The sequence below is a fragment of the Dickeya sp. CFBP 2040 genome, from assembly GCF_012273755.1.
Lineage (GTDB): Bacteria > Pseudomonadota > Gammaproteobacteria > Enterobacterales > Enterobacteriaceae > Dickeya > Dickeya poaceiphila.
Map to the genome: position 1 here is coordinate 44,025 of NZ_JAAVXH010000039.1, position 16,687 is coordinate 60,711.

The 16,687-nt window shown below is 57.9% G+C and carries 13 protein-coding genes; 9 read left to right on the forward strand and 4 right to left on the reverse strand.

What is annotated here, in order from left to right; all coding sequences use genetic code 11:
* The first annotated feature begins 18 nt into the window (after positions 1–18).
* From Dpoa2040_RS05665 to Dpoa2040_RS05685, 5 genes are all read left to right on the forward strand, one after another.
* Complete coding sequence (locus tag Dpoa2040_RS05665; RefSeq protein WP_168640598.1) at positions 19–1,176, forward strand: M20 aminoacylase family protein; 1,158 nt, start codon at positions 19–21, stop codon at positions 1,174–1,176.
* 224 nt (positions 1,177–1,400) lie between these two features.
* The gene (gene efeU / locus Dpoa2040_RS05670; protein ID WP_168640599.1) at positions 1,401–2,246 is read left to right on the forward strand and encodes an iron uptake transporter permease EfeU; all 846 of its coding nucleotides are present in this window, start codon (positions 1,401–1,403) and stop codon (positions 2,244–2,246) included.
* Between the two features lie 57 nt (positions 2,247–2,303).
* Entirely contained in the window at positions 2,304–3,425 is a 1,122-nt protein-coding gene (gene efeO, locus Dpoa2040_RS05675; RefSeq protein WP_168640600.1) for an iron uptake system protein EfeO, read from the forward strand.
* Positions 3,426–3,436: 11 nt separating this feature from the next.
* The gene (efeB, locus tag Dpoa2040_RS05680; RefSeq protein ID WP_168640601.1) at positions 3,437–4,753 is read left to right on the forward strand and encodes an iron uptake transporter deferrochelatase/peroxidase subunit; all 1,317 of its coding nucleotides are present in this window, start codon (positions 3,437–3,439) and stop codon (positions 4,751–4,753) included.
* Between the two features lie 52 nt (positions 4,754–4,805).
* Positions 4,806–5,033: a DUF1272 domain-containing protein gene (locus Dpoa2040_RS05685; RefSeq protein WP_042869687.1), complete on the forward strand. Its 228-nt coding sequence runs from the start codon at positions 4,806–4,808 to the stop codon at positions 5,031–5,033.
* A gap of 204 nt (positions 5,034–5,237) precedes the next feature.
* On the opposite strand, the gene Dpoa2040_RS05690 is transcribed toward Dpoa2040_RS05685, so the two are convergent.
* Together Dpoa2040_RS05690 and Dpoa2040_RS05695 are read right to left on the reverse strand one after the other, a co-directional pair.
* Positions 5,238–8,369 (reverse strand): efflux RND transporter permease subunit, encoded by a 3,132-nt coding sequence (locus Dpoa2040_RS05690; protein WP_168640602.1) that lies wholly within the window; start codon positions 8,367–8,369, stop codon positions 5,238–5,240.
* Positions 8,370–8,390: 21 nt separating this feature from the next.
* The gene (locus Dpoa2040_RS05695) at positions 8,391–9,653 is read right to left on the reverse strand and encodes an efflux RND transporter periplasmic adaptor subunit (RefSeq protein ID WP_128569698.1); all 1,263 of its coding nucleotides are present in this window, start codon (positions 9,651–9,653) and stop codon (positions 8,391–8,393) included.
* Positions 9,654–9,788: 135 nt separating this feature from the next.
* Between Dpoa2040_RS05695 and Dpoa2040_RS05700 the strand changes: the two genes are divergently transcribed.
* From Dpoa2040_RS05700 to Dpoa2040_RS05715, 4 genes are all read left to right on the forward strand, one after another.
* Complete coding sequence (locus Dpoa2040_RS05700; protein WP_050569425.1) at positions 9,789–10,526, forward strand: response regulator; 738 nt, start codon at positions 9,789–9,791, stop codon at positions 10,524–10,526.
* Positions 10,523–11,647 carry an ATP-binding protein gene (locus Dpoa2040_RS05705; RefSeq protein WP_042869689.1) on the forward strand — a complete coding sequence of 375 codons (1,125 nt, stop codon included), beginning with the start codon at positions 10,523–10,525 and terminating at the stop codon, positions 11,645–11,647. The genes Dpoa2040_RS05700 and Dpoa2040_RS05705 overlap by 4 nt, the downstream gene beginning before the upstream one ends.
* Before the next feature lie 42 nt (positions 11,648–11,689).
* Positions 11,690–12,454: a sulfite exporter TauE/SafE family protein gene (locus tag Dpoa2040_RS05710; RefSeq protein ID WP_168640603.1), complete on the forward strand. Its 765-nt coding sequence runs from the start codon at positions 11,690–11,692 to the stop codon at positions 12,452–12,454.
* A 278-nt stretch (positions 12,455–12,732) separates the two neighbouring features.
* On the forward strand, positions 12,733–14,469 hold the full coding sequence (locus Dpoa2040_RS05715) for an ABC-F family ATP-binding cassette domain-containing protein (RefSeq protein WP_168640604.1): 1,737 nt from the start codon (positions 12,733–12,735) through the stop codon (positions 14,467–14,469).
* 90 nt (positions 14,470–14,559) lie between these two features.
* On the opposite strand, the gene Dpoa2040_RS05720 is transcribed toward Dpoa2040_RS05715, so the two are convergent.
* Together Dpoa2040_RS05720 and Dpoa2040_RS05725 are read right to left on the reverse strand one after the other, a co-directional pair.
* A complete protein-coding gene (locus Dpoa2040_RS05720) occupies positions 14,560–15,255 on the reverse strand; it encodes a lactate utilization protein C (RefSeq protein WP_168640605.1) in 696 nt (231 codons plus the stop codon).
* The gene (locus Dpoa2040_RS05725) at positions 15,255–16,682 is read right to left on the reverse strand and encodes a LutB/LldF family L-lactate oxidation iron-sulfur protein (RefSeq protein ID WP_168640606.1); all 1,428 of its coding nucleotides are present in this window, start codon (positions 16,680–16,682) and stop codon (positions 15,255–15,257) included. The genes Dpoa2040_RS05720 and Dpoa2040_RS05725 overlap by 1 nt, the downstream gene beginning before the upstream one ends.
* Positions 16,683–16,687 lie beyond the last annotated feature (5 nt).

Here is a 16,687-nt window from a genome sequence, read left to right on the forward strand (position 1 = left end):
ATCAATGAGGAGGAGAGTATGGGGATTTCTCCGGCGCTGATTGCGCAGGCCATTGAGTGGCGGCACAAATTACATGCTAATCCGGAACTGGGTTATCATGAACGCCAGACATCCGAAATGGTAGCGACGTTGCTGTCTCGCTTTGGCTTTCAGGTCCATACCGGGTTGGCGGAAACGGGCGTGGTGGGAACGCTGGAAAATGGCCCTGGGCCGATCATCGGATTGCGTGCCGATATGGATGCGCTACCGGTTACGGAACTGGGCAGTCTTCCCTATAAATCTCAACACCCCGGCGTGATGCACGCCTGTGGTCATGACGGGCATACCGCGATGCTGCTGGCGGCGGCGAGCCATCTCAGCGAGACTCGCCGTTTCAGCGGGACGGTGCGAGTCATTTTCCAGCCGGCGGAAGAAAACCTTGGCGGTGCGCGTCGTATGGTGGAAGAAGGGCTGTTTACCCGTTTCCCGATGGATGGCATTTATGCATTGCATAACTGGCCGGGACTGCCTGTTGGACATGCCGGATTGAACTGCGGCGCCATGATGGCCTCGCTTGATTCGTTTGAAATTGTACTGACCGGCAAAAGCTGTCATGCCGCTATGCCGGAAAATGGCGCTGACCCTATCGTGGCCGCTTCTCAGTTGGTGTTATCGTTACAGACTATCCCTTCCCGACGCCTGTCGCCTCAGTCGTCTGTAGTGATCAGTATCACGCAGATTGCGGGTGGCGAGGCCATCAACGTTATTCCGGAAAAAGTGGTGCTGCGTGGTACGCTGCGTTGCCTGCAAGCCTCGGTGCGTGAACAGGTAAAGGCATTAATTGCGCAGTTTGTGGCGCAAATTCCTGAGGTGTTCGGCGTGACGGGGTCGATGAGTTATTACCCTGGTTATCCGGTGACTTGCAATAATGCGCGGAGTGCGCAAACGGTACGCGAGGTAGCGGAAACGATATTTGGTGCGAATCAGGTACATTGGGACATCGCTCCTTCTATGGCATCTGAAGATTTCGCCTGTATGCTCGAATACTGTCCCGGCGCTTATTTCTGGTTGGGGGCAGATGGTGATACCCCATCCCACCCATTGCACAATGCCAGGTATGACTTTAATGACGCGTTGATTCCGCACGGCGTTGCCATGTGGGTGGCGTTAGTGGAAAAGCAGTTACCGATGAAATAAGTGGCTGTTAGCAATTAAGTAAATGGTTCCAGCCCCAGCGCTGGGCGGCGACGAATGAAACCGAAACGTTGCCCGCTGGCGCTGAAATATTTGATTAGAAAAAATTACTTTACCCCACCTTACATTTTCTCATTAATAAGAACTATTATCATTCTTTATCCTATTTGTATTCCTGCGCAGTGTGCTCGTCTGCGTGCTGGGTTTGCCTGAAGGAGTATTCATCCATGTTCGTTCCATTACTCATCATGTTCCGAGAGGGACTGGAGGCCGCGTTGATCGTCAGCCTGATTGCCAGCTACCTGAAACGCACCCAGCGTGAACAGTGGTTAGGGGCGGTCTGGATAGGGGTTGCGCTGGCACTGGCGTTATGTTTAGCGCTTGGGGTGTTCATCAACGCCACTACCGGCGAGTTTCCGCAAAAACAACAGGAACTATTTGAAGGGATAGTGGCGGTTATTGCGGTGATCATTCTGACCTACATGGTGTTTTGGATGCGCAAGGTGTCGCGTTCGGTACGCCTTCATCTGGAAGGCGCTATCGATCAGGCGCTCAGTGCCAGCCGACGTCAGGGGTGGGCGCTGGTGGCGATGGTGTTCTTCGCCGTGGCGCGTGAAGGGCTGGAGTCGGTGTTCTTTCTGCTGGCGGCATTCCAGCAGGATGTCGGCATTTACGCGCCGCTCGGCGCTGTACTGGGGCTGCTGTGTGCCGTCGTGGTCGGGATGATGATCTATTGGGGGGGAGTGAAACTGCGGCTGGCCCAGTTCTTCAAATGGAGCAGCCTGTTCATTCTGTTTGTTGCCGCCGGTCTGGCAGCCGGAGCAATCCGCGCTTTTCACGAAGCGGGGTTGTGGAATCAATTTCAGCAAATCGCGTTCGATTTTAGCGCCACGCTGTCAACCCATACCCTGACTGGCACGCTGCTGGAAGGGATGTTTGGCTATCAGGAAACCCCGACGGTTAGCGAAGTGGTGGTCTATTTTCTGTATCTGACTCCGGCGCTGGTGTTCTTTTTCATGCCGCAACGTATGGAGCCAGCCACGGCGCCGATGGCGCGTAAGCATCACCATTAATTATTGTCACAACTAACAACTATCACAGTTAACAATTAATGTAAAAGGGATAATTCTATGTCTACACCATTGTTCCGCCGCTCAGCGCTGTGCGCTGCCCTGCTGGTTTTTCCTGCATTCAATGCGCTGGCCGCGGATATTCCGCAGGTTAAGATAACGGTTAATGACAAGCAGTGCGAGCCGATGCAAGTCACGGTAGCCGCGGGTAAAACGCAGTTTGTCGTCACCAACGCCAGCCAGAAAAACCTGGAATGGGAAATCCTCAAAGGGGTGATGGTGGTGGAAGAGCGTGAGAATATCGCACCGGGCTTTACCCAGAAAATGACTGCCAACCTGGAGCCGGGAGAGTACGACATGACGTGCGGTCTGCTTAGCAACCCGAAAGGTAAACTGGTAGTGACTGCCAGCGATGATGCCGCCGTCGCAAAAACCAACGTGTTGGATCTGGTCGGGCCGATTGCCGAATACAAAGTGTACGTTACCAAAGAAGTGGAAGGATTGGTGCAGCAGACCAAACTGTTCACCGCCGCTATCAAAGCCGGCAAGCTGGAAGAGGCACGTAAGCTGTATGCGCCGACCCGTCAGCACTACGAACGTATTGAGCCGATTGCCGAACTGTTCTCCGATCTGGACAGCAGTATCGATGCCCGTGAAGACGACTACGAGAAGAAAGCCGATGACCCGAAATTCACCGGTTTCCACCGGCTGGAGAAAGCGTTGTTTGCCGATCACTCCACCAAAGGTATGGGGCATTACGCCGATCAACTGTATGCCGATACACAGGAACTGCAAAAACGCATCGCCAGCCTGACATTCCCGCCGAGTAAGGTGGTGGGCGGCGCATCCGGCTTGATTGAAGAAGTCGCCGCAACCAAGATCAGCGGCGAGGAAGATCGCTACAGCCGCACCGATCTGTGGGATTTCCAGGCCAACGTTGACGGCGCGCAGAAAATTGTCAACCTGCTGCGCCCACTGCTGGAGAAAGCCAATAAGCCGTTGCTTGGCAAGATCGACGCCAACTTCAAAACAGTCGATGGCGTGCTGGCGAAGTACAAAACTAAAGACGGATTTGAATCCTACGAAAAACTGAGTGATGCCGACCGCACGGCGCTGAAAGGGCCGATCACCACACTGGCGGAAGACCTGGCGCAATTGCGTGGCGTGCTTGGACTGGACTGAGGCGAGCTATCATGAGTCATACCACTGGCCCGCAGGACGGGCCACACGCTTCTCACCCTTCTGCTTGTCCGGCGGCGCAACCGGACATTGCCTCGCCGTCGCGTCGTCGCTTGTTGCAGGGGCTGGGCATGATGGGCGGGGCGTTGGCGCTCGGCGCTGACCGGCTGGCGCAGGCGGAAGATAAACCGCAGGCGCCGCAGGATGAACGCTGGGAAAAACAGCCGTTTCTTGGCGAACATCAGGCGGGGATCGTCACGCCGCAACAGGCGGCGATGATGCTGGTGGCGTTTGATGTGCTGGCGACCAGCAAGCCCGATCTAAACCGGTTGTTCCAGTTGCTGACTCAGCGTATCGCGTTTCTGACGCAGGGCGGCAAGGTGCCGGACGTTGATCCGCGCCTGCCGCCGTTGGACTCCGGCATCATGGGACCGGAGATCTATCCGGACAATCTCACCATCACCGTGTCGGTTGGCGCATCGCTGTTTGATGAGCGGTTTGGCTTGCAGGCGCTCAAGCCGCTGAAACTGCAACGCATGACCCGCTTTCCCAATGATGCGTTGGACGCCAGCTTGTGTCATGGCGACCTGTTGTTGCAGATTTGCGCCAATACTAACGAAACGGTGCTGCACGCGCTGCGCGATATCATCAAACAGACGCCGGACTTGCTCAGTGTGCGCTGGAAGCGGGAAGGATTTATCTCCGCGCACGCGGCACGCAGTAAAGGCAAGGAAACGCCGGTTAATCTGCTGGGCTTCAAAGACGGCACTGCTAACCCTGATACCAGAGATAGGGCGTTGATGGATCAGATCCTGTGGGTTGGCGCAGAGTCCGGTGAACCCGCATGGGCGGTGGGCGGCAGTTATCAGGCGGCGCGGATCATCCGTTTCCATGTTGAATTCTGGGATCGCACGCCACTGCAGGAGCAGCAAACCATTTTTGGTCGGGAAAAACACAGCGGCGCGCCGCTGGGCATGGCCCACGAACATGATGAACCGGATTACAGCCGCGACCCGCAAGGTAAGGTGATTCCGCTGGATGCGCATATTCGTCTGGCTAATCCGCGTACCCCGGAAACCCGCGCCAACCTGATGCTGCGCCGCGGCTACAGCTACTCGCTGGGCGTCTCCAATTCCGGCCAGTTGGATATGGGGCTGCTGTTCGTCTGTTATCAGGCCGATCTGGAAAAAGGTTTTCTGACGGTGCAGAAACGGCTCAATGGCGAACCGCTGGAGGAGTACATCAAGCCGATTGGCGGCGGTTATTTCTTTGTACTGCCGGGGGTAAAAAGCGCGGATGACTGGCTGGCAAGCCGATTGCTGACAGCGTAACCTCAGGCAGGCATGATAACGGGATAACCCCTGAACAACAGGAGTACACACTATGCTGGAATTACGGCCTAACTGCGAATGTTGTGATGTTGACCTGCCGCCGGATTCATTGCTGGCGCGGATTTGCTCATTTGAATGCACCTTTTGCGCTGATTGTGCGCAGGAGAGACTGCACGGCCACTGTCCCAACTGTGGCGGCGAACTGGTTCGGCGACCTGTCCGGCCTGCGGAAAAACTGGTGAATAACCCGGCTTCGACCCGGCGGGTGCTTGCCCGCTAGTGCCTCGGTTGGTCGCTAATGTTTGTCGTTGAGGTCTGTTCTGATGTAAAAAGCCCGTCGGCACTGGTGCCGATGGGCTTTTTACTATCATTGATTACTACGTGCATTGATTACTACGTGGATGCCGGGCGAGCAACAGCTTGCGTTTCTTTTCCCGTTCGGCGACCTGCCGTGACTTTCGGGCTGGTCGCCGTTCCCATCGTTTTAGTGATCGGTCATGTTTTGAGTTCGACGGGCTTTGCGCCAGCGGTCATAGCGTTCCTGTAGGTTCATCACCACCACAAAAAACACCGGTACGAAAAACACCGCCAGTACGGTGGCGCTGACCATACCGCCGAATACGCCGGTGCCGATGGCGTGTTGGGTTTCCGCACTGGCGCCTGACGCCAACATTAACGGTACCACTCCCAGCGCAAACGCCAGCGAAGTCATCAGGATCGGGCGCAGGCGCAGGCGTGCTGCCATCACTGCGGCATCAGCCAGTTCATACCCTTGCTCGCGCAGCTGTCTGGCGAACTCGACGATCAGGATGGCATTCTTGGCGGACAGCCCAATGACGGTAATCAGTCCCACCTTGAAGAACACATCGTTTGGCATATCGCGCAGCAGTACCGCCAGCACGGCGCCGAGCAGCCCCAGCGGCACCACCAGCATCACTGACAGGGGAATCGACCAGCTTTCATACAGTGCCGCCAGCACCAGAAATATCACCACCATCGACAGCAGCAGCAACATCGGCGCTTGTGTGGCGGATTGCCGTTCCTGTAGCGATTGCCCGGTCCACTCGATGCTGAAACCTGGCGGCAGTTGCGCGGCCAGCCGTTCCATCTCCGCCATTGCCTTGCCGCTGGAGACGCCCGGTGCGGCAATGCCGGAGATTCGCGCCGCCAGAACGCCCTGATAGCGCGTCAGTTGCAACGGGGTATCGCTCCAGACCGGCGTGACCACTTCTTTCAGCGACACCATACCGCCTGCGGTATTGCGCACATACAGTTTGAGCACGTCATCCAGTTGCATACGTGCCGGCGCATCGGCCTGAATGATCACCTGCTGCATCCGGCCAGCGTTCGGGAAGTCGTTTACATACAGTGAGCCGATGGCGGCCGATAGCGTATCGCTAAGCGTGCTGAACGACACGCCGAGCGCTTGCGCTTTTTGGCGATCAATATCCAGTCGCACTGTGCTACCGGGCGGCAGGCTGTCCGGGTAGACGCTGGTGACGATGTGGCTCTGCGCCGCCAGCGTCAGCAGTTGAGCCTCCGCCGCTTTGAGCGCCGGATAACCCTGACCGGTGCGATCTTGCAGGCGCAGGGTAAAACCTGATGAGGTGCCCAGCTCATCAATAGCCGGCGGCATCAGCGTCATGGCGGTGCCTTCCCGGATTGATGACATCGCCTGTTGCGCCAGCGCCACTTCGGCGCGGGTGGTGGTATTATCGCGTTCAGACCAGTCTTTTAACGTGGTGAAAGCCATGGCGGCGTTAGGGCCGGAGCCGGAAAAACCGAAGCCGAGAATCGACATGTTGGACTCAATGCCATGGCGAGAAGCGACATGGTGTTCGTAGGTTTTGACGATGTCCAGCGTACGCGCTTGCGTGGCGTCCGACGGTAGCTGGAATGAGGCCATAAAATACCCTTGATCCTCTTCCGGCAGAAAGTCGGACGGTAATGCCTGGAACAGCCACCCCAGTGCGCCGGTCAGTGCGGCAAACAGCAGCAACATGCTGCCGGAACGGCGCAGCAGTGCGCGGGTGCCGGTAGCGTAGTGCTGCGTGAGTTGTTCGAAGCGGCGGTTAAAGCCGCCGAAAAAACCGCGTTTCTGATGATGACCGTCGGCAATCGGCGTCAGCAGCGTGGCGCATAGCGCGGGTGTCAGCGTCAGCGCCAGAAATGCCGAGAACAGGATCGAAACTGCCATCGACAGGGTAAACTGTCGGTAAATCACCCCCACGGAGCCGCTGGCGAACGCCATCGGAATAAACACGGCAGACAGCACCAGCGTGATGCCGATAATCGCGCCGGTGATCTCCTTCATCGCGCGGATGGTCGCCGCTTTGGGCGACAGCCGTTCCTGCGCCATCAGCCGCTCAACGTTTTCCACCACCACGATAGCGTCATCCACGATAATGCCTATCGCCAACACCATGCCGAACATCGTCAGCACGTTGATGGAGAAACCCGCGGCCAGCATCACCATGAAGGTGCCGAGCAGAGCGATGGGCGCAACAATCGCCGGGATCAGGGTATAACGAACATTTTGCAAAAACAGGTACATCACCAGAAACACCAGCACCATCGCCTCAATCAGCGTTCTGAGCACCTGCTCGATAGAGATTTTGACAAATGGGGCGGTGTTGAACGGCAATGAATAGTTCATGCCTGCCGGCATGGATATTTTCAACTCGGCCATACGTTGTGCGATGGCGTTGGCGGTACGTACCGCATTGGCACCCGGCGCCAGTTGAACGGCGGCGGCGGTGGCGTCCTTACCGTTTTCACGCACGGAAAAGCCGTAAGATTGCGCACCCAGCTCGATGCGCGCCACATCGGCCAGCACCACCCGTGAACCGTCTTCTCTGGCGCGCAGTATCATCGCGGCGAATTGCTCCGGCGTTTCCAGTTGCCCTTGCACCGTCAGCGGAATGGTCACGCGCTGTCCCGGCAGAGTGGGGGCATCGCCAACCCGTCCGGGGGCGATTTGCACGTTCTGCTGGGTGATGGAGGTTGACAGGTCGTTCATGGTCAGTCCGTAAGACAGCAGCTTGTTCGGATCAACCCAAATACGCATAGCTTGCTCTGCACCAAATAACTGGATGCGGCCAACCCCTTCAACCCGTCGCAATTCCTCGACAATGTGGCGCGCCATGTAGTCGCTCAGCGCTACCTGATCGTAACGTGTGTTATCGGAGGTCAGGCTGACCAACATCAAAAAGCCGGATGAGGCGGACTCTACCTGCAGGCCGTTTTGCCTGACCGTTTGCGGCAGCCGGGGTTCAATCGATTTGATGCGGTTTTGTATGTCCACCTGCGCCAATTCCGGGTCGGTGCCCGGCTTGAACGTGACATTAATTTGCGCCAAACCGGACGTATCCACGGATGATTCGAAATACAGCAGGTTTTTTACGCCGGACAACTCGCGTTCTATCAACCCGACTACCGAATCGTTCATCGTTTGGGGCGTTGCGCCGGGGTAAGAGGCGTTAATTGTCATCATCGGCGGCGCGACGGACGGATAACGCGCGACAGGCAACTGGGGAATAGCGAGGGTTCCCAGCAGGACGATGAACAAGGCGATCACCCAGGCAAACACCGGGCGATGGATAAAGAATTGCGGCATGATACCTAAACTCCCCGACTCTTAGCGTGACGCCACATCAGTGGCAGACGGCACCTTTTTCCAGTGTTGGGTCGCCACACAGCTACCTTCGCTCAACCTTTCCCCGCCTTCGATCACCACCTGTTGACCGGCATTAAGCCCGGCACGGATACGATACTGCCGGTTGATCAGCTCGGCAGGTTCAACCGTGATGGCGTGCGCCGTGTTTTGCTCATCAACGACCCAGATTTTGGCCTCGCCGCCGTTGCGTGTGACGGCCTGTTGCGGCACCAGCAGAGCATCCGGGTAATGGCCGAACGGGATGCGAGCGCGTACGAACATCCCCGGCAGTAACTGTCGCTGTGGGTTATCGACCAGAATTCGCAGCAGCACGTCGCCGGTGCCGGTATCCACATTCATGCCGGAAAACAGAATACGTGCTGACATCGGGTAGGGGGTGCCGTCGCTGCGCAGTATCACCACCGGGATGCCGTCACTGCTGCCGGCGTGCTTGTTCAGCATGTCGCGCAGTTGCTCCAGTGAAGACGCGGGTTGCCGTACATCAACATATACCTGGTCTATTTGTTGAACTCGTGCCAGCGGCGTGCTGTCGTTGGTGCTGACCAGCGCGCCTTCGGTAATCAGCGCCTGGTCGATACGACCCGCAATCGGGGACTCGACCGTAGCGAAGGTCAGGTCAAGCTGGCGACGCGCCAGCGTGGCGCGAGCCTGTGCCACATCGGCGGCAGCCTGGTCGCGTTGTGCTATCGCATCATCATAGGTTTGTTGGCTGATAGCGCCGGTGCTGAGTAATGGCTTGAGCCGGGCGACCTGAATTTGCGCCCGGTTCAGCACCGACTGGGCGCGTTGCAGCGCGGCGCTGGCGGTATCGACATCAGCGTTGAACGGCGCCGGGTTAATCTGGAACAACGGCTGTCCGGCACGGATTTCTGCACCCTGTTCAAATAAGCGGCGCTGGATGATGCCGCCTACCTGCGGGCGAATTTCTGCCGTGCGCACGGCGGTGACCCGGCCAGGTAGATCGTCGGTCAGGGTGATGGGCATCGGTTTAGCGGCCATGACGGTGACTTTCGCCGGCGGTGATTCGACTGGCGCGTCACGCTGGTCGCAGCCGGCCAGTAGCAGACCTACCAGCGCCAGCAGTACGCCGTGGCGGCACAACTGCTTCAGTGACACGGGCAGGCGAGTGACTTCGCCGTTCGCCTGCGTTTCACCGGGCGTTGCCAGCAGCAGCACCGATAAAATATAGGCGACCGGGTATGGAGGCGTTTTCCTGATATTCATATAACGTCGTAATCTCTGGTTATCGGCCATAGGGCGGCCAGACTGCGGGAGTGTGCGCCTGTTGTGTGCGGTTTTCGTTGGGGAAATATGGAGATATGATGGAGAACCTTGCATTTTTTATTAATGAGATGACTGATGATTGTGCATACGCCATCCATGCCAATGGCTGACGAGATCCATGGATTGGTGCTTATCGCCGAAGATGAACCAGAAATTGCCGATATTCTCCGGGCTTACCTGACACGTAGCGGTTTACGCACCCTTCATGCCGCCAACGGGCGTCAGGCGCTGGAGCTTCATCTTTCCATGAAACCGGATCTGGTGCTGCTGGATGTGCAGATGCCGCAGGTTGATGGCTGGCAGGTGCTGTCGGGGATTCGCCTGCGTGGCGATACGCCGGTGATTATGCTGACTGCGCTGGATCAGGATATCGACAAACTGATGGGCTTGCGGATTGGCGCTGACGATTACGTGGTTAAACCATTCAATCCTGCTGAAGTGGTGGCGCGGGTGCAGGCGGTGTTGCGCCGCGCCGGGCTGCGAGCCGAGCGTCAGTCGCCGCGTTTCCTGCGTACCGGTATTTTTCAAATCGATCTGGAAAGCCATGAAGTGGTTGTGGAATGCAATGGCGTTAGCCAGCCGTTGGATCTGACGCTAACCGAATTTCGGTTGATAGCCCATATGGCCCGTGCGCCGCGGCGGGTCTTCAGCCGTGAGGAACTGCTGGTATCTTGCCTGCCGGAAGGGGATTCTCTGGAACGCACTGTAGACAGCCACATCAGCAAACTGCGTAAGAAACTGGAGCGGCTGGGGCTTATCGGCGTGCCGTCCAGCGTGCGCGGCGTTGGTTACCGGCTGGGTGAATCATCGTGAAGCACAAAGGCAGCTTAAGCCGACAAATTCTGCGCTCCATGACGCTGCTGGCGTTGTCCGTCACGCTGGTGATGGTGGTTGGCTCTTATATTTTCTATGCATTTATGCTGACGATTTCGCCAGAAAGCCTGTCGCCGAATGATCAGTGGATGCCGACCACGATAGAGTGGTTCTGGATGGGGGGCACCACGCTACTGGCGCTGATGATAGCATCGGTGCTGGCGGTTCGTCTGTCGCGCCGTATTCTGGTGCCGTTGAATTCGGTAGCGCATAGTTTGCGCCAAATCGCCGAAGGTGAGCTGAATGCGCGCGCCGAAACCGACGATTACTCGCTGGGGGAAGCCGCATTGCTGGTGCGTGACTTTAATACCATGGCGGAGCGACTGGAGCGCATGGCGCAGGAACGGGCGTTCTGGAATGCCGCCATCGCGCACGAACTGCGCACGCCGGTCACCATTTTACGTGGCCGGCTGCAGGGGTTGACCGAAGGTGTATTCGAACCCGATATCGGGTTGTTTCGCAATCTGCTGACGCAGGTAGAAGGGCTGGGACGGCTTATTGAGGATTTGCGGGTGGTCGGGCTGGCAGAGAGTGGTCATCTTGAACTGCGCTGGGCTTCAACCCATTTATCTGACGAGGTGAACGAGGTCGTCAATGCGTTTGGTCCCACGCTGCAAAGCGCTGGGTTTAGCCTGTCGCTGGCGTTGGAAGACCGGGTGGTGCAATGTGATCCGGTGCGGATTCGTCAGGCGCTGCTGGCATTGTTGGAGAATGCGCAAAAACATGCCACCCCCGGACCGTTACACATCCGGACAGCGGTAGAACGTGGGTGGGCGTATCTGCGGGTTGAAGACAGTGGTCCTGGTATTGACCCGCAGTTCGCCGGGCTGATTTTTGAGGCGTTTCAGCGTGGTGAACAGTCGCGTGTGGATAACAGCAAAAGCAGTGGGTTGGGGCTGGCGGTGGTGCAGGCGATTGCTCAGGCGCATGGCGGGCAGGTGAGTTGTGGCCCTGCGCCATCAGGCGGCGCATTGTTCGAGCTACGCTGGCCAACTGCTGGCCGAGCCGTTGGGCTGCTGGTCAGCGAGCAATCGTTCAGCCATCAATTGAATAATAAATAATCGAATAATAAACAAGCGATATAACGGGTGTGGTGGTGAGTTATGGCCAGTTTGCTGATGACCAATGTGGTGTTGTGTTTGATTCTGGGGATGGGACTTGGGGTGTGCGGCGGGATGTTAGGCATCGGCGGCGGGCTGATCGCCATTCCGGTGTTAGGGATGCTGTTTGGTATGAACCAGCACCTCGCGCAGGGTACGGCGTTGATTATGATTACGCCGAACGTGCTGATAGGCTTTTTGCGCTACCGACAGCGCAACAAGATAGATACCCGCATGACGCTGATGCTGTGCGCTTTCGCTACGGTGTCGGCCTATGTTGCCGCGCACATGGCTGCCGCCATTCAGGTTGATAACCTGCAACAGGCGTTTGCCATTTTCCTGCTGGTGCTGGCGACGTACTACATCTGGCAGTGGGTCAACAGCCAGCGCAGTCGCACGCCGACCTCAGTATTATCAAAACGTTATCTTCCTGCGCTCGGTGTGGCGAGCGGCTTCATGTCCGGTATTTTTACCGTGGGTGGCGGGCTGGTGGTGGTGCCGGCGCTGGTGACACTGTTCGGTTTCACCCAAACGCAGGCGCAGGGCATTGCGTTGGCGCTGGTGGTGCCCGGCGCACTGGCCGCGCTGGCATCTTACGCTCAGGCCGGTAATGTAGACTGGGCGACCGGCATCCCGCTGGCGATTGGCGGCATTCTCAGTGTGTCGTGGGGGGTGGCGCTGGCGCACAAACTGCCGGTGGTGGTGTTGCGGCTGGCATTCTGCCTGGTGCTGATAGGTGTGGCGCTGGTGATGCTGGCAGGGAAATAATCTGCAAACGGGTGGCGTAGCCCGCCCGTTGCCGTTACAATCCGGGCATCGATTAACCTTTGGATAACAATTAAGGAGGATAATTATGCTGCTCTGTGAAATGTTTAACACTTCACATCTTCTTGGTGATCGCCGCTGCTCAAGCGTTATCGATATCGTGCTGCGATAACGGTGGCTTGAGCGAAGCAAACCGTATTTTCCCTTCTCTCAGCCTTACCGGGTTATCGTCGGCGTTGTGTTGACGAGGCACAATTGTGCCTGTAACTCTTGAGTAAGCAATGAGCACTTTACTGACAGTACACGCTTTGAGCGTGGATACCCCTTTCGGCCCTCTGCTGAACGACATTTCTTTTACCCTGAATCAGGGCGACCGCCTTGGTCTTATCGGTCATAACGGTTGCGGCAAAAGCACACTGTTAAAACTACTGGACGGTACGTTATCGCCAAATCGCGGCAATGTGACGCTCGCTAATCACTGTCTGCTTTCACGCGTTGAGCAGCATCTGCCAGTGGATTTGCATTCGTTGACGATGCTGGAGGCGGTGCTGGCACGCCTTCCTGAAATGGAGCGCGTCAGCGAACGTTGGCGGGCGGAAACCTTGCTGGCGGAAATGGGCTTTGGCGAACAGGACTGGCTGCTGCCCTCCGGCACGTTGAGCGGCGGCCAGCATACCCGGCTGCTGCTGGCGAGAGCGCTGATTACTTCGCCGGATCTGTTGCTGCTGGATGAGCCGAGCAACCATCTGGATTTGCCGACATTATTGTGGCTGGAGCAGTTTCTGCAACAGTGGAGCGGCAGCTTTGTGTTGGTTTCTCACGACAGCCAGTTGCTGGATAACGTCACCAACGGCAGTTACATCCTGCGTGACCAACAGTTGCATTACTTTGGATTGCCCTGTAGCGCTGCCCGTGCCGCGCTGACGGAGCGTGATCGCAGTGATGCACTGCGTCACAACGCGGAACAGAAGGAAATCGACCGTGTGACCGCCAGTGCCAGGCGGCTGGCGATGTGGGGCAAGGTCTATGATAACGAAGACCTGGCGCGCAAGGCCAAGCAGATGGAAAAACGTATCGAACGGCTAAAAGAGGATCAAACCGAGCTGACCGCCGGTAGTCGGTGGCGACTGGCGCTGCATGGCGAAGCGCTGAGTGCGGATCGTCTGCTGGAGATGACGGCGCTGGCGGTAAGCCCGGCACCGGAACATCCGGCATTGTTCACCCTGCCGTTGCAGCGAGTGAAAAGTGGTGATCGGGTGGCGATTATTGGCCGCAACGGCTGTGGCAAGTCTTCGTTGTTGCGTCTGTTATGGCAGCAATACCAGCATCCGACGCAGGATGAAGCCATTCGCCTGCATCCCCGTGTCCGGCTGGGGTATTACGACCAGACGCTGCATCAATTGCGTGATGACGACACCTTGTTTGATGCGTTGACACCGTTCGCACCGGTGGCGCAGGACCGCAAAATGGCCTTGATCAGCGCCGGTTTCCCGTGGTCGCGCCATCAGCAAACCGTCGCCACCCTGAGCGGCGGCGAACGTGCCCGGTTGCTGTTTGTCGGGTTGTCACTGGCGCGTTACGGGTTGTTGATGCTGGATGAGCCGACCAACCACCTGGACATGGAGGGCAAAGAGGCGCTGGCCGAGACGTTGAAAACCTTTGCTGGCGGTATGTTGCTGGTAACGCATGATCGGGCGCTGATAAGCCAGAGTTGTAACCGCTTCTGGCTGGTTGAGCACGGCGTGTTGAGCGAGTGGCACGATCTGGACCTGATCTATCAGCGTCTGGGGGCTGCATCTGCTGACACCGCACCCTCTTCGGCACCGCCACCAGCGGTGGCGTCACAGGTGACATCAGAGCGTATCGATGAAGCCGACAGGTTGTTGGCGCAACTGGTTGAACTGGAAAACCGGCTGGCTGAAGACCTGGCGCGTAAGGCGAAGCACCAGAAACCCGCGCTACAGACGCAGTGGCGGCAAGAAATAGCCCGCCTCAACGCCTTGCTGGGATTGGCCTAACCTCAGTGTGGCCCCCAGCGGGGGCCACACTGCTATAGGTGCTTAATGGATGTCATCACTGTACTGTCATACACCTCATGCCGCAGGTTATCAGCAATCCTCAATAATCAGGTACGCAGCGTTCAATGGCCCGTGTACCCCCACCACCTTGATCAGTTCGATATCGGCGGTAGAACTGGGGCCTGCGATCAGATTGATACACGACGGCAAGGTTTCACCCTGTTGCGCCCGTTGGCGCAGGTGCTGGGCCAGTTGCGCGACGCGCGGCAACAGGCAGCTTTTGCGCACAATAAACAGCGTTGATTCCGGCAGCAGGCTCAGGCCACGCCCCTGTTGCGGGGTTGAGAACAGCACCACGCCGCCGGATTCGGTCAGGCCATAATCGGCGTAGACCACGCCGATATGCGCTTGTGCCGCCAGCTTCAGGTTATCTTCGCCTGCTGCCGGGTCCCAGCACTGGGCCTGATAGTGCTGTTGCAGGTAGTCGGTGACCCCCAGCTCCGCCAGCCGCGCATCGCCGCTGACCAGCACCGGTGCGCCGCCATAACGCTGACACAGCCGCCCGGCGGCCTGCGCCACCTCAGCCAGCGGGGTGCGTTCGCAATGCGCCAGCATCACGTTACTGGCGTAATCGATGAAGGCGTCGCAGCGCTGTTGCGGCGTCAGCTCGGTCAGGCGGATTTGCGCCGGGTTGTTTTCCAGCGGCGGCATCGGCGGCGGCGTCTGGCGGGGTTCCCGGCCAAGTCGTCGGGCCAGGGTGGACAGAAAGACGTCACGGTTTTCCATTAGCGTTGCTCCTTATTCTGACGCTGGTGCTGTTTGAACCAACTGCGAAAACTCTCGCCATCGGCATCCGGCAGGTCGCGGGCGGCGGTCCACTCGCTAATCGCGCCAATGTTGAACGGTATTTTGCCGTCACGAATCAGCCAGCGTGCCGCACGTGCGCCTGCCACCATCCCGACTTTCCATATTCCAGGGTGGCGGTTGGCGTAGTTGAACCAGCGGACCATGCGTTGCTCAGCGGCTGGCGTCATGCCGTTTTCTGCCAGCGTACGCCGGTGTTGCACGATCAGCGAGGACAACGGAATGCGAACCGGGCAGACGTCGTCGCAGGAGGTACACAGTGAACAGGCGTAAGGCAGATGTTTAAAATCTTTATACCCGCCCAGCAGCGGCGACAGCACCGCGCCGATGGGTCCGGGGTAGATAGAGCCGTAACCATGGCCGCCGATATGGCGGTAAGCAGGGCAGGTGTTGATGCAGGCACCGCAGCGAATGCAGCGCAGAATATCGTGGAACGGCGACCCCAGCACCTGTGAGCGGCCATTATCTACGATGACCAGATGAAACTCTTCCGGGCCATCGATGCCGCCGGCATCACGTGGGCCGGTCAGCCAGGTGTTGTAGCCGGTCAACCGGGCGCCAACCGCACTGCGCGCCAGCATGGTGAGCACCACATCCAGTTCCTCAAAGGTGGGAACAATACGTTCCATGCCCATGACGGCGATGTGGGTGCGTGGCAGGGTGGTGCATAGCCGGGCGTTGCCTTCGTTGCTCACCAGACTCACGGTGCCGGTTTCCGCCACGGCAAAGTTGCAGCCGGTGATCCCCACCTCGGCGCTAAGGAAGTCGGCGCGGATTTTCTGGCGAATAAAACGCGTCATCGCTTCCGGCGTTTCCGGGCCGTCGTAGCCCAACTGCTGTTGCAGTACACGGCGGATTTGATGGCGATCTTTGTGGATGGCGGGCACCACCACGTGAGAGGGGGCGTCTTTGTCCAGTTGCAGGATGTATTCGCCCAGATCGGTTTCCACCACGTCGATGCCGGCGGCTTCCAGCACGGCGTTCATGCCGATCTCTTCGGTCACCATCGACTTGGATTTCACCACCTTGCGGGCCTGTTTGGCCTGTGTGACTTGCAAGATGTAACGGGTAGCGTCTTCGCGTGTTTCGGCAAAAAACACGTTGCCGCCGCGAGCGGTGACCTGTTCCGATAACTGATACAGATAGGCGTCAAGATTATCGAGCACATGGGCGCGGATTTGCGCAGCGCGGGTGCGCCAGACATCCCACTGGCCGAGTTCATCAACCATCTTCTGGCGGTTGGCGCCGATACGTTCCTGCGCGTTGGCCACCGCCTGACGCATGATAGGGTCGTCGATCTGCTGGCGGATACGCTCATGGAATGGGGTATTGCTGGTTTTGAGGTACATGGCGT

Excerpts from the sequence above, each read along its gene's own strand:
- Dpoa2040_RS05665 (WP_168640598.1), top strand. The coding sequence starts at position 19 with ATGGGGATTTCTCCGGCGCTGATTGCGCAGGCCATTGAGTGGCGGCAC.
- efeU (WP_168640599.1), top strand. The coding sequence starts at position 1,401 with ATGTTCGTTCCATTACTCATCATGTTCCGAGAGGGACTGGAGGCCGCG.
- efeO (WP_168640600.1), top strand. The coding sequence starts at position 2,304 with ATGTCTACACCATTGTTCCGCCGCTCAGCGCTGTGCGCTGCCCTGCTG.
- efeB (WP_168640601.1), top strand. The coding sequence starts at position 3,437 with ATGAGTCATACCACTGGCCCGCAGGACGGGCCACACGCTTCTCACCCT.
- Dpoa2040_RS05685 (WP_042869687.1), top strand. The coding sequence starts at position 4,806 with ATGCTGGAATTACGGCCTAACTGCGAATGTTGTGATGTTGACCTGCCG.
- Dpoa2040_RS05690 (WP_168640602.1), bottom strand. The coding sequence starts at position 8,369 with ATGCCGCAATTCTTTATCCATCGCCCGGTGTTTGCCTGGGTGATCGCC.
- Dpoa2040_RS05695 (WP_128569698.1), bottom strand. The coding sequence starts at position 9,653 with ATGAATATCAGGAAAACGCCTCCATACCCGGTCGCCTATATTTTATCG.
- Dpoa2040_RS05700 (WP_050569425.1), top strand. The coding sequence starts at position 9,789 with ATGATTGTGCATACGCCATCCATGCCAATGGCTGACGAGATCCATGGA.
- Dpoa2040_RS05710 (WP_168640603.1), top strand. The coding sequence starts at position 11,690 with ATGGCCAGTTTGCTGATGACCAATGTGGTGTTGTGTTTGATTCTGGGG.
- Dpoa2040_RS05715 (WP_168640604.1), top strand. The coding sequence starts at position 12,733 with ATGAGCACTTTACTGACAGTACACGCTTTGAGCGTGGATACCCCTTTC.
- Dpoa2040_RS05720 (WP_168640605.1), bottom strand. The coding sequence starts at position 15,255 with ATGGAAAACCGTGACGTCTTTCTGTCCACCCTGGCCCGACGACTTGGC.
- Dpoa2040_RS05725 (WP_168640606.1), bottom strand. The coding sequence starts at position 16,682 with ATGTACCTCAAAACCAGCAATACCCCATTCCATGAGCGTATCCGCCAG.